Source organism: Methyloceanibacter sp. (assembly GCF_041573655.1).
In the GTDB taxonomy this organism is placed as follows: domain Bacteria; phylum Pseudomonadota; class Alphaproteobacteria; order Rhizobiales; family Methyloligellaceae; genus Methyloceanibacter.
In genome coordinates this window covers 1-12,895 of record NZ_JBFFQD010000021.1, presented here as the reverse complement: position 1 = coordinate 12,895, position 12,895 = coordinate 1, and the positions used below count along the sequence as shown (strand labels likewise).

The window sequence follows — 12,895 nt, the reverse complement described above, 5'->3', positions numbered from 1 at the left end:
ATATGCTGCCGCGCATGAAACACCTCATTATATGCGCGACCCTCGCCGTCCTCGTGTCGGCCGCGCCGACGCACGCCCTAGAGCTGCCCGAAGGCGAAAGCGGCTTTGCGCCGAAGCCGCTCGTCAAGGCCGAGAACCACATGATCGTCGCCGCGCACCCGCTCGCGGCGGAGGCGGGGCTCAAGATGCTGCGCGACGGCGGCTCTGCCATCGACGCCGGTATCGCCGCGCAGATGGTGCTGACCCTGGTCGAACCCCAATCGTCCGGCATCGGCGGCGGCGCCTTCATGCTCTATTGGGAAGCAGCGGCGAAGACGCTCACCAGCTATGACGGGCGCGAGAAGGCGCCGATGGGCGCAACGCCGGAACTCTTTCTCGACGAAAATGGCAGCCCGCTGTCGCGTCCCGGCGCTATGCGCAGCGGCCTTTCGGTCGGCGTGCCAGGCGTGCTTGCCGCGCTGAAACTCGTGCACGACGAGTACGGCAAGCTGCCCTGGGCGGCGCTGTTCCAACCCGCGATCAAATTGGCCCGCGATGGATTTCAAGTATCGCCTCGTCTGTCCAAAATGCTGAGTAGTGCGGGCGCGGACAGTTTTGCGCCGTCCGCAAGCGACTATTTCTTCGACGCGGACGGGCGCCCGCACCAACCGGGCTTCACGCTCAAGAACCCGCAGCTTGCCGACACGTTCGAGATCGTGGCGCGCGATGGCGCCGACGCCTTCTATGAAGGCGCCATCGCCACCGATATCGCAAAGGCCGTGCAGAACGATCCGCGGCAACCCGGCACGCTGAGCATTGAGGATATGAAGAACTACCGCGCCGTGCCGCGCGCACCGCTCTGCGTTCCTTATCGCGGGCGCAATGTGTGCGGCGCCGGCCCGCCCTCCTCCGGCGCCGTCGCCGTGGGCCAAGTCCTCCGTCTCGTCGAGCCGTTCGATCTCGGCGCTACGCCCTTCACGCCGGAAGCCGCGCATGTGATCGCCGAAGCCGAACGTCTCGCCTATGCAGACCGCGCGCGTTATCTGGCCGACCCCGACTTCGTTCCCGTTCCGCTGGAAGGGTTGCTCGACCAAGATTATCTCGCAGGCCGCCGCGCTTTGATCGACAAGACCCGCGCGCAAGACAAGGTCGAGCCCGGCAAGCCGCCCGTGGTGCCACCGAGCGCGTTCGGCCGCGACCGCACCAAGGAGCGAGGCGGCACCAGCCAAGTTTCGGTGGTCGATGGCGCAGGCGATGCCTTCTCTCTCACCACGAGTATCGAGCATGCCTTCGGCGCACGCACCATGGTGCGCGGCTTTCTGCTGAACAATCAGCTCACCGACTTTTCCTTTCTGCCGAAGGATGCGCTCGGCCGGCCGATCGCCAACCGCGTCCAGCCGGGCAAACGCCCGCGCAGCTCCATGGATCCGACCATGGTGTTCGGCAAGGACGGCGCGCTTGAGTTCGTTCTAGGCTCCCCGGGCGGACCCGGCATCATTCTGTTCAATCTCAAGACGCTCTTCGCCCTGATCGACTGGCAGATGAACGCCGCGGACGCCGCAGCCCTTTTCAATTTCGGTAGCACCCAGGACGTGGCGCTCATGGAGCCGGACGCGAAGTGGGATGCGCTCGCTGACGAGCTCGAGGCCTTGGGTCACAAGGTCCGGCGCTTTCCTCTGACCAGCGGCGAACACATCATTGCCGTGACGGAGGACGGCCTTGAAGGCGGCGCCGACCCGCGCCGCGAAGGCGTCGCATTAGGCGATTAGGGGAACTGGACAGACGCGCCCGTCAAAGGCACCCCGTAGAAGGCAGCCCATAGAACATGACCAACCCCCTCAAGATCGCGATACGCGGCGCCGGCGTCGCCGGACTGTGGCAGGCGCTCACCCTCGCGCGGCGCGGCCACGGCGTCGCAATTGTCGAGCGCTCCGTTGAGCCCTTTGTCGACGCGTGCAGTCCTTACGCCGGCGCCATGCTTGCGCCCCGCTGCGAAGAAGAAAGTGCCGAAGCCGTAATCCGCGAACTCGGGACGCGGGGCATCGCCCTGTGGCAGGCCACCTATCCCGACCTTATGACACATGGCAGCCTCGTGGTCGCGGCACCGCGCGACCGTAGCCTGCTCGACCGCTTTGCGCGCATGACGCAAGAGCCCACACGGCTCGACGGGAGCGCCCTTGCCGCGCTGGAGCCCGGGCTCGCGCCGCGCTTCGGCAGCGCTCTCTATTATGAGGACGAGGCACATGTGAACCCGAACACCGCGCTGTCCTTCCTGCTTCGCGCTGTGCAGGAGGCCGGCGTCCAGGTGCACTTTGGCGTGGGCGACATGCCTCAAGGTGCCGACATCGTCATCGACTGCCGCGGCCTTGCCGCCAAGGACGCCCTGCCGACCTTGCGTGGCGTGCGCGGCGAACGCATTCTCGTGGGCGCGCCGGAGATCGCCATCCAGCGGCCGGTGCGGCTCCTGCATCCGCGCTTTCCGCTCTACCTCGTGCCTTGGGGCAACGGGCTTTTCATGGTCGGCGCCACGGCCATCGAGCGGGATGATGCCGGGCCCGTCACGCTGCGCTCGGCGCTAGAGCTGCTCAGCGCCGCCTATGTGCTCGATCCGGCCTTTGGCGAGGCCGAAATTTTGGCGCTTGGCGCCGGCGTCCGGCCCGCCTTCCCGGACAACCGCCCTAGGATTATCCCGGCGAAGGGGTATATCTATGTCAACGGCCTCTACCGGCACGGCTTTCTGCTGGCGCCGGTCCTGGCCGAGATGGTCGCCGATTTTCTTGAGACCGGCGCCGCCGATCCGGAGGTGTTCCTTGCAGATCCTGCTCAACGGTGAACGCGTCACGACCGACGCTTCTACGCTCGATGAGCTCTGCGCCAGGCTCGGCTTTGGCGAGGCGAAGGTCGCCACGGCGGTCAATGGCAGCTTCGTGGCGGCCGGCGCACGGGAGCGCACGGCGCTATCGGAAGCAGACGAGGTCGAGATCGTGGCGCCAAGACAGGGCGGGTGACAGGACAGCATATGCTCGAACTCTACGGCAAAAAATTCACTTCGCGCATGCTGCTGGGCACGGCCGGATACGCCTCGCCCGACATCTTGCGTCAAGCGGTGGAAACTTCGGGCGCCGAGATCGTCACCGTCTCGCTCCGGCGCGAATCCGCCCGCGCCCGCACCGGCCAAGGCTTCTGGGAACTGATCGAGAAGCTCGGCCGGCTTGTGCTACCCAACACCGCCGGTTGCCGCACGGCGAAAGAGGCCGTCGCCACTGCGCAGATGGCGCGCGAGCTGTTCGGCACCACTTGGATCAAGCTCGAAGTCATCGCCAATGACGACACGCTCCAACCGGAGCTGTTTGGCTTGGTCGAAGCGGCCACCGAACTCTGCGCCGACGGTTTCCAGGTGCTGCCCTACACCACCGAGGACTTAAGCGCCGCGGAGCGGCTGGTCGCCGCGGGCTGCGACGTGCTCATGCCATGGGGGTCTCCCATCGGCTCCGCGCGCGGACTACTGAACAAGACCGCGCTGCATTCGATGCGCGCCTATTTTCCTGAAACCCCGCTCATCGTCGATGCCGGTATCGGCACGCCGTCCCACGCCGCCGAAGCCATGGAGATGGGCTATGACGGCGTGCTGCTCAACACGGCCATCGCCAAGGCCGGCGACCCGATAAAGATGGCCGAGGCATTCGCCAAGGCGATCCAGGCTGGACGCATCGCTTACGAAGCCGGGCTCATCGAGCCGCGGGACATGGCCACGCCCTCCACGCCCGTGGCCGGCACGCCGTTCTTCAAAATCGACCACGCGTCCTGACCGCCCACGTGCTCCGTCTCGACCCGTTCTACCCAATCGTTCCCGACACCGCCTGGCTCGCGCGCCTTCTGCCTGAGGGCGTCAAGCTCGTGCAACTGCGGATCAAGGAGGCGGGCGAAGACGTCATTCGCGCCGAGATCGAACGGGGACTCGCGCTCTGCGCTGATCATGGCTGCCAACTGGTCGTCAACGACTATTGGCGCGAGGCCATCGAGGCTGGAGCAGGTCTGGTGCATCTCGGCCAGGAGGACTTGGCGAACGCCGATCTTGCCGCCATCCGGGGTGCAGGTCTCAAGATCGGCATCAGCACCCATAGCGAAGAGGAGCTCGACACGGCGCTCGCCGCGAGCGCGGACTACATCGCCTTGGGCCCGATCTACCCCACCAAATTGAAGAAGATGCCCTGGGCGCCGCAAGGGCTGCCGCGCCTCGCCGAATGGCGCGAAAGGGTCAAGTGCCCCCTGGTGGCCATCGGTGGCATCACCGCCGAACGGGCCCCGGCCGTGCTCGAAGCCGGCGCCGACAGCGTGGCTGTCATAACAGACATTGTGACGCATCAAGATCCTGAACGTCGGACAGGAAATTGGCTCGCTGTCACAAAATCATGGCGGGCTCTGTCAACAGGTTTTCCACACGGCTAGATTCCGGTTTTTCGGTTGACCCTGGACCTGACCGGCGGTCATCATCGGCTTGGGAACTTGGAGGCCTGCAGGGACAGATGAGTTACCGGCTCAATCCGGCTATGCCGATGAGCGAAGCGCTGCGATCTGTGGCGTTGGCTGAGCTCGACGTCGCCCATAGCGCGCTGGCAAGCGCACCTGATCGCCATAAGGGCGTCCACAACGCCCGCAAGTGCTTCAAAAGGCTGCGCTCTGTCCTCCTGCTCGCGCGCCCGGGAATGCCCGAGCCCGTCTTCCGCAATCTGACGGCCCGCGTCGCCAATATCGGCAAGGGCCTGGCAGCCGCCCGCGATGCCCAAGCTCTTCTCGACGCCATCGACAAGCTTGAGCAGAACACGGAGCCAGACGCCAGTGACGGCCCGATGCGGTCGATACGCGGCTGGTTGCACAAGCGCCGCCACGCCGCCGAGCAGAACTTGGCGCAGACCACCGGATCGGAGGCAATGCGCAAGCTGCTCGAAATTCGGCCCGCCATCGCCGGGCTGGCCGTCTATCCGGACAATTTTACCCCCTTGGCGAAGGGTATAGAGCGCTGTTACCGCGCCACGCGCACGCACTTCAAGTCCGCCATCCGCAGCGACGAAGCCGAGGAACTGCACGAGTGGCGCAAAGGCGTCCAGCAGCATTGGCGACACATGCAGCTCCTCACGCCCTGCTGGCCGTCCGAGCTGTCCGCCCGCGCCGAGGCCGCGCGCGCGCTATCGCAACTGCTGGGCGACGATCACGACATCGCCATGTTGATGCACCTCGTCATGACGCCGACCATGACTTTTGGCAGCCCGGAGGACACGACGGCTTTCGTGAAGCGTTGCCGCAAACGGCACAAAGCATTGCGCAAGGACGCGAAGATCAAGGGGGAAAGACTGTTCGTCGAAAAGCCTGGACCTTTCGCCAGCCGCATCCATGCTTATTGGACTACCGCCGCGGTCGGCGTGGACGAACCCGTCGCGGTGCCCGCAGCGCAAGAACCGGTGCAGCAGGACAATGTGGTGGCGATCGGCGGGGTGCGCTCAGGGCGCGCGGGCCAGAGCTAGGCCTTCACTTCCATCCCATCGTAGGAAACTTCCCATCCGGCGGCCTCGACGGCGGCGCGCTCGGCCGAGTCGTCGCGCAGCGCCGGATTGGAGTTGTTGACGTGGATGAAGATCTTGCGGGCGATCCCGAGCGGCTCCATCTGCGCGAGCGTGCCCTTCGGTCCCGACATATTCATATGACCGATGCGGTCGCCCGTCTTCTGCATGAGACCTTGGGCGATCATCTCGTCATTGGTGTAGAGGGTCCCGTCGAAGAACAGAAGTGACGCGCCTTCAAGCCGCGCGCACAACGCATCGTCGAGCCCGGAGCAGCCGGGAATGAAGAAGAAGGACTTGCCGCTCTCGTCCGCGGTCACTTTGAGGCCGATCGTATCGCCCTCCTCCGTGCCGAAACTGCCGCCCGTTCCCTTCTCCTCGTCCTCGAGATAAAGCGGGATCTTGCCCGGTACGTCGAACCCTTCGACCGTCAAGCCAACAGGGCCCTCGGGCCCGACCACGGCGAACGGACGCCCAAGTGCCATGGGCTCGCGCTTGACGAGCTCGGGGTTCAGCACATCAAAAATACTGTTGCCGGCCAGCACGTCCAGGACCCGGGCGCTGCCATAGACCGTCAGCGGTTGGCTCTCGCGCAGGCACAGAAGCCCGGCGACAGCATCGACGTCGCCGTTGCTGAGAACCACGGCCTTGATGGGACTATTCCGCGGCGGGCCGTCCCTGTCCGGCTGCAGCTCGGGCGTCGCATTAATCTGCTGCCTGAGATCGGGCGAGGCGTTGAGCAGCACCCATTGCCGCCCGTCGGCGCTGACCGCAATCGAGGCTTGCGTGCGTGGCTTGACCGTTGGCAGGCCGTGGCGTGCATCGGCCGAGTTCTGACCATTGCAATTCCACTGCGGGAGTCCACCGCCCGCCCCTGCGCCGATGACTTTAATCAACATGCCCGTCAGATGGCGTCTCCGGCACTGCATCGTCAAGATAAAAAGTCCGGCCCATGTCAGAGCCGGGTCAGCGGTAAGCCGGCGTTAAGTCAGCGCACCGTCACGCTCTCACCTTGGCTTCCGTCAGAAATCGTCGATCGGGTCTTCCCCGAGCCTCGGTTCGTGGATGACCGGACCCAAACCGCCATTCTCCGGCAGATGCTGGATGGCGATCCGCATCAACTCGGGGCGGGTGCGTGCGCCAAGCTTGCTCTTCAGCTGCGTACAGATATTGGCGACCGTCTTGTAGCTAACATCGAGCTCGTCGGCGATCTCGCCATAGGGCTTGCCTTCTGCAACCAAGGTCAGCGTCTGAAGTTCACGTGGCGTCAGGCGATCGAGCTTGTGGCTCTTCTCCTTGATGCGCGTAAACACCACGTCGGAGGCAAGGTCATGGCTGAGATAGGACTGACCCACGCGAATCTTCTGAAACGCTTGAACAACCTCCTCAGGCGGTGCGTCCTTTAAGACATACCCGCTTGCCCCAAGCTCCAGCGCGCGGCCAACGACCATCGGGTCGCGATGCATGGTCAGCACGAGGACCGGCGTCTCCTGATCGATCCGGCGTAAGCGCCGCAGAAAGGACAAGCCACTCAGCGCACCGGCCTGCATGGCAAGATCGACGACGATCACATCAGGCTTGCGTTTGCGGTAAAGCCGAAATCCCGCCGAGGCGCTAAGCGCCTCGTCGACCTCCTGGGCCCCGGCGTCCTCCAACAACTTCTTGCAGCCCTGGAGGACAATCGGATGGTCGTCAATCAGGAGAACGTGGGTCAAAGGCTCCCTCCCACAAGCTCAAGTTCGCCGGCAGCTGCGCTCGCGCGTCTAATCGGAATGTCGGTGCGAATCGTGGTACCCTTGTTTTTGGAGTTCCTGAATACGCAGGACCCCCCCACAGCGCGCACGCGTTCGACCATCGTGGCGATGGTCAGGTCCTTCGGCTTCGACCCGGTGAACCCAGCGCCATCGAACCGAAGCGTCGCGCGCAATGTCTCGCGCGCCGCCTTGCCGCGGCCGTGAACCTCAACAATGTCGATATAGACGGTCTTCGCCTTGGCTTTGCGGATTGCCGCCGTGACACCTTCTTGAACAAAACGGTAGAGCGTGAGATCCGCTCCCTCGCCATAGGACTTAGCGAGTTCCTCGATCGTCGCCAAGATTTGGCATTTGGGATGCGCGCGTTGGAGACCCGTGACCAGTTCTTTGATCAGCTGCGAAAGCCCGACCTGTCCGATCGGACCAGGACGAAGCTGTTTCAGGATTTCGCGGTTCATCGCCTTCAACCGGTCCGCGTCGTTCAAGATCTTCCCGACATGTCCCTCGATTTCAGAGGTTTGCTCGTCCGCCAACCGGTTGGCAAAGGTCTTGATCGACGAGGCGTTGGCGGCAATGCCGAATAGACACGCGCCGGCCTCGTCGTGCAGCTCGTGGGCGATGTCACGCCGCACCTTCTCCTGAGTCGTGATCAGTTGCCGGTAGAGCTGGCTGTTCTCCTTCCGTGCGCCGTCGAGATTTCCAGCAAGTCCGTTGAAGCGATCGGTGATGAGCGCAATCTCCTTGACCCGGGAGGGCTGCAGCCGCGTGGCGTAGCGGCCGCCTTTAAGGCTTTGCATGCCGCGCGCCAGGTTGGCGAGCGGATCGAGGACGCGCGCCAGCACAACGTAGAGCATAATGAGGACAAGAGTGTTGAGCGTGAGCCAGATAGCGGCGAGCGAGGCAAAGTCACGCCATGCCTCGGCGATCTCATCGGCGGGCTCTCCGATAATGATGACCGGATCGGCCCGGCTCGCCGAAATCACCCGGGTCGAACGGCCCGACATTTCCGGTCCAACCAAGCGGGCGAACCATTTCGGCGCCCACCGCGATACGGGCTTACCGACCGCAGTCACCGGCGAGTACATGCTGAGTTTGCCGTCCACCATCAGCAGGAGGCGCACATGCCGCAAATTCCTGAGCTCGTCGGGCAACCGCTCGGAGAGTTGGTCGAGACGGCCTTGCTTCGCCAAGTCTCGAATCGTGGCGTTGGCGAAGCCTTGGGCCGTTTCCAGCGAGGCCTCGATCTCGACGCGCGTTGCCGCTCTTGTGTTGAGAATCCAAATCGCGCCCGCCGTGAGCGCCGCCAGGAGATTGGCCACTCCGATGATAAGCAGAAGCTGAGTCCGGACGGACCGCCCATTCCACAGGGCGCTCGGATTGAGCATCTTGGCGATCCGCCGCACTCGATTTTCCCCGGGTTTCTGCATGTCTCCGGACGGCTGTCGTGACGGGATATTAGGTAGCCCAGAAAGGAAAGTTGGGCAAACGGGTCTACCTTTTTTGCAAAGCGCGCCCCGGGCCTGAGCGTCGAGAAAAAGGGGGCGCAGACACGACTGCACCCCCCCCTTGATCTTTGGCTGGATCACTCCGTCAGGCTGCCTCGCCGGCGGCCTCCTCGGCAGCGCTCAAGCTGGCTTGCTCACCACTTAACGCGGGCGCCCGCCATGAGCGAACGGCCGAGACCAGGCTTCACGCCGTCCTCGCGGTCCGTGATGTAGAGCTTATTGGTGAGGTTTTGACCGGAGATGAAGAGCGCCATATCGGCCCCCCCCGGCGTCAAGCTCTGCGGGACCGTGAAGTTGGCCCGCGCGTTGAGAAGCCAGACACTCGGGACTAGGCCGTTTTCGCCGCTCGGATCGCCCTCGAAAGGCGTGTTCACAGCGTCGGTATAGAAGTCGCCGCGATAGACGAAGCTTACGCTGGCATTCCACCCGGCCGTGCTCTCGATGCCCGTCGTAAGATAGGCGACCTCGCGCGGTGCGAAAGGAATGCGGTTGCCGACAATGCTTGCTCCACCGTCGCCAACGCCGGCTGTGATCTCGCCGGCCGCGTAGGTGAAGGTGGCTTCACCGTATGGGTTGAGCTTCCATCCGGTGAACGGTCGCGAGTCGAGCCGCGCATACATCTCCACGCCAGGAATTTCGACCTCGTCGGCACTTGTGAAGACATTATTGCCTGCGGCGGTCGTCGCTGCACCCCGGATCTGGTAATTCTGGATCTGCTTATAGAAGCCGGCCATGTCGAGGGTCACGCCTCTGATGCCGGTTGAACGGATGCCGAGCTGATAGTTGTCGCCAAGCTCGTCTTCCGGCGGGAACGGCCCTTCGCGCTGCACCGGGATGGTGACGCCGCGGTTGTAACCACCGTACATCGTGGTGTGATAGGTGGTCCTCATCGGCTCCAGAGACTTGCCCATCGGCGCGCTCTGCGCCCCGAACAGCCCCCAAGAGAACGAGATGCCCGGAAGCCAGTAGGTCTTGTTGTAGGCGAAGTTCTTGATATCTCTCTCGACGCCGAACACAGCGCACGGCCCGTCGTCAAAGAACTCAAATTCCCGGTCGCCCACTTCGAATTCGCATTCCTCGAGCTCCTCGCCTTCGCCTTCCTCTTCACTCGAAGCGAGCTGAACCACACTCGAGTTGAAGTGCTCGAAGCGTATGCCAGGAACGATGTCGATGGCTGGCGTCGCGTGGATCACTGTTTGGACGTAGGCCGAAATCGCGTCGGCCTCGTGCTCGCTGTCGAAGACAGTGAGACCCTTCTTGTCGCCGTCCTCCAGGATCTCACCTTGGTCGCCCAAGAAGTTGCGGTTAGCGAAGGTGTGACGCTCGAAGCGCACGCCCGTCTGCAGGTCCTGACTGAGCCCGCTGAGGAACGGGCGATTAGCGAACTCGAAACGCTGCTCGCCACCGATATGCTGGTAGGTGCGCAAGCGGCCCAGCATGACGCCTTCTGGGATCAGCACATCGTCGCCAAAGAAGAGCGGACTGAAATCGGTCTCGACCGCCATGGGGTTGGCGCCCTCGAAGTTCTGATACCGGTCGCGGCGGTGATGCATGTAGTAGATGCGCGACGTCGACGTCGTATCCGGGTCGAAGTAGTAGTTGTACACGCCCTGAAGCCGGAAGGGATCGGCGCTGTAGGTGTTGTACCGCGAGCCAGGATTGAAGCAGGTCTTGCAGTGCTTGACTTCGTTGAAGAAGGCTTGCTCGACCGTAGCGGAGCGGAACGCGGGTCCCTCCTCCTCTTCCTCCTCTTCTTCGTCCTCGTCGTTTTCGCCTTCTTCGTCCTCTTCCTCTTCGAACTCTAGATTGGCTTCGTCGTAATTGTCGCGCTGGCGCATATAAGCTGCCGAGAACACGAAGTCTGACTGGGTGCCTTGCCAACCGAGCGCGGCATAGAAGTCGTTGTAGCGGAGCCGCTCAGTGTCCCAAGCGCCTTGCACATTGGCGCCGGTATAGGACACGACGGTGCCCCAATTGCCCCAGGTCTGCCGGTTGTGCACATGCCACTTCGCTGCAGAGCCGTCGTCGCTGCTATTTCCATCAAGACTCCCGCCATTGGTCGACACCGCGCCGCCTTCGCCAGAGACCACCGTCTCGTTCGGTCCGAACGGCTGAATGTTGCGGAAGTTGATGGCGCCAAAGTTGTTGTTCGGCGCGTAGATGATCGAGCCCTTAATGACCTCGACCGCCTCGATACGATCTGGCGGTGGGACATAGTGCACCGAGGGATCGATGTAGAGGCTCATATTGATCGATTGGCCGTCCTCCATGACGAGGACTTTGCGCGAACGCCGCGGGTTCGAGCCACGAATGCCGACACCGCCCTGATTGCCCAGACCGTCGTCATTGACGATGGTGACGCCGGGCACCCGCTGCAGGATGTCATTGGTGCTGAGCGGGTCTTGCTCGTTGATCTGCTGCCGCGTCACCCGGCTTCCCGCCTCGGAGAAGTCCTGCAAGTTCCCGGGGAGAATGCCGTTGAGCGGATTGACCGGTGATTGCGCCCCGTTCATGGCGCGCTCATAGGCGCCCACAGCGCCAGGAGGACCATAGAACCCAGGTACGGGCTGGGTGATCAGCGTCGAGGTGTCGAGCTCAGGCTCAATCGGCTCAGACTCTGTGGGGCCCGGCGGCGGGGCCGGGACGTCGGCTACGACCGGCGCCGGACGCGGCCGCGGCTGCGGCCTTGGCTCGGGCTCAGGCTGAACTTCGGCCTGGACAGGCTCCGGCTCGGGCTCAGGTGTGGGCTGAATGATCTCGACGGCCGGAACCTCGCCCTCGATGAACGGTGTTTCGCCGTCGACTGCCGGCGTCTCGCCGTTGACCGCCGGCGTTTCGCCGGCAGCCGAAGGCGTCGTCTCTTCGGAGATCGCCTCATTCTCGGTCGTTTGAGAAAAGCCCTCAGTCGGTACTAGAGCAGCAATTATGAGCGCAAGCGCGCCTCCGCAAACGCGAAGTTTCATTTTCAATGCCCCCCGGCACGGTCCATTCTTGGACTCGTTTGAATAGTCCCCTAACAAAATGTTACCATTCGCTGGGTTGGATATCTAGCCGGACGTAGGTGCCAACTAAAAGCATCTATGATGGGAAGTTTTGGTAACAGCGATACCAAAGTTCCCAATGACAAGATGTTCATGGGCAAGATGCTTGAATGGCCTCAACGGCCACGCTAAATAACCTTCGGCACTTCTAAAGGGCCACTAGTTTTTGGTTTCGAGGTCGGTCCGACTCGCCGAAATGCCAGTTTAGATACTGGCGCCGTGCGCAAGGTCCCTCAGCCAAGATCGAACATAAGAAATCAGGAGCGGCGCGAGCCGTATTGTCGTCCGTCGGCAACCAAAACCTGATTGTCTAAACTGGCTGAGTAGGGAGGTTCGTGTGCGCTCAACGTCTGGCAGGGTTCAGTGGTTCAACACCGGTCTCGGAGTTTTGCTGGTCACGGCAGCTCTTCTTAGTCCCGGCACAGCGACCGCCGAAGAGGGAGAGATCGCTATCGAGCTCAACAAGCTCGAGGCTCACAATAGTGATTGCCGCGCCTACTTCGTCATCGACAACAAACAGGACACCGCCTACGACGCCCTGAAGCTCGATTTCGTGCTGTTCCGGCCCGATGGCGTCATTGGCCAGAGATTTGCGGTCGAACTTGCGCCGCTCAAGGGCAAGAAGCGCACCGTGAAGCTTTTCGACGTTGCCGACACCGCCTGTGACGACGTTGGCAGCTTTCTCATTAACGACGTTATGGAATGCAAGGCCAGCACCGGTGACGCCACCGACTGTTTGCAGGATATTTCGGTTTCAAGCCGAACCAATAATCCGTTGACCAAGTAAGGACGCGCCCCGTGGAAGAAGAAATTACAGTCACTGCCGCGACCACCCACGACTACTCAGTCTGGGGCTTGGTCATGCAGGCGGATCCGGTCGTCAAGGGCGTGATGATCCTGCTCGTTTTGATGTCGATCGCCTGTTGGGCCATTATCTTCGAGAAACTGGTTCGCATTGGCTGGCTAAACGGGGCGATCCGGCGCCTGGCCCAAAGCCGGGACAGCCGGGCACGCGGCGGCCTGAGCCGCACGGTGCTCGAGGCTGGCGAACGCGAGCT

Annotated in this window: 11 protein-coding genes and 1 pseudogene; 8 read left to right on the top strand and 4 right to left on the bottom strand. The window is 62.9% G+C overall.

The features are described 5' to 3' along the window. Positions 1-14 precede the first annotated feature (14 nt). The 6 genes from ggt to ABY454_RS06870 all read left to right on the top strand — a co-directional run bounded on the left by ggt (position 15) and on the right by ABY454_RS06870 (position 5,501). A complete protein-coding gene (gene ggt, locus ABY454_RS06895; protein WP_372929443.1) occupies positions 15-1,748 on the top strand; it encodes a gamma-glutamyltransferase in 1,734 nt (577 codons plus the stop codon). Between the two features lie 56 nt (positions 1,749-1,804). Then, the gene (locus tag ABY454_RS06890) at positions 1,805-2,812 is read left to right on the top strand and encodes an FAD-dependent oxidoreductase (protein WP_372929442.1); all 1,008 of its coding nucleotides are present in this window, start codon (positions 1,805-1,807) and stop codon (positions 2,810-2,812) included. Continuing rightward, positions 2,790-2,987, top strand: coding sequence for a sulfur carrier protein ThiS (gene thiS / locus ABY454_RS06885; RefSeq protein ID WP_372929441.1), 198 nt, complete (start codon positions 2,790-2,792; stop codon positions 2,985-2,987). Before ABY454_RS06890 ends, thiS begins: the two co-directional genes overlap by 23 nt. Before the next feature lie 11 nt (positions 2,988-2,998). Continuing rightward, positions 2,999-3,787 (top strand): thiazole synthase, encoded by a 789-nt coding sequence (locus tag ABY454_RS06880; protein WP_372929440.1) that lies wholly within the window; start codon positions 2,999-3,001, stop codon positions 3,785-3,787. An 8-nt stretch (positions 3,788-3,795) separates the two neighbouring features. Beyond that, on the top strand, positions 3,796-4,428 hold the full coding sequence (locus ABY454_RS06875; RefSeq protein ID WP_372929439.1) for a thiamine phosphate synthase: 633 nt from the start codon (positions 3,796-3,798) through the stop codon (positions 4,426-4,428). Between the two features lie 77 nt (positions 4,429-4,505). Next, the gene (locus ABY454_RS06870; RefSeq protein ID WP_372929438.1) at positions 4,506-5,501 is read left to right on the top strand and encodes a CHAD domain-containing protein; all 996 of its coding nucleotides are present in this window, start codon (positions 4,506-4,508) and stop codon (positions 5,499-5,501) included. Here the strand turns inward: ABY454_RS06870 and pqqB are convergent. The 4 genes from pqqB to ABY454_RS06850 all read right to left on the bottom strand — a co-directional run bounded on the left by pqqB (position 5,498) and on the right by ABY454_RS06850 (position 11,759). Beyond that, positions 5,498-6,436: a pyrroloquinoline quinone biosynthesis protein PqqB gene (gene pqqB, locus ABY454_RS06865; protein WP_372929437.1), complete on the bottom strand. Its 939-nt coding sequence runs from the start codon at positions 6,434-6,436 to the stop codon at positions 5,498-5,500. The two genes, ABY454_RS06870 and pqqB, sit on opposite strands and share 4 nt — an antisense overlap. A 123-nt stretch (positions 6,437-6,559) precedes the next feature. Continuing rightward, positions 6,560-7,252 (bottom strand): response regulator, encoded by a 693-nt coding sequence (locus ABY454_RS06860; protein WP_372929436.1) that lies wholly within the window; start codon positions 7,250-7,252, stop codon positions 6,560-6,562. Further along, entirely contained in the window at positions 7,249-8,694 is a 1,446-nt protein-coding gene (locus tag ABY454_RS06855) for a histidine kinase (RefSeq protein WP_372929435.1), read from the bottom strand. Before ABY454_RS06855 ends, ABY454_RS06860 begins: the two co-directional genes overlap by 4 nt. Before the next feature lie 236 nt (positions 8,695-8,930). Next, entirely contained in the window at positions 8,931-11,759 is a 2,829-nt protein-coding gene (locus ABY454_RS06850; RefSeq protein WP_372929434.1) for a TonB-dependent receptor family protein, read from the bottom strand. Between the two features lie 415 nt (positions 11,760-12,174). Between ABY454_RS06850 and ABY454_RS06845 the strand changes: the two genes are divergently transcribed. Beyond that, positions 12,175-12,624 carry a hypothetical protein gene (locus tag ABY454_RS06845; protein ID WP_372929433.1) on the top strand — a complete coding sequence of 150 codons (450 nt, stop codon included), beginning with the start codon at positions 12,175-12,177 and terminating at the stop codon, positions 12,622-12,624. Positions 12,625-12,635: 11 nt separating this feature from the next. Further along, positions 12,636-12,895, top strand: a pseudogene (locus tag ABY454_RS06840) (flagellar motor protein MotA); the annotation flags it as partial.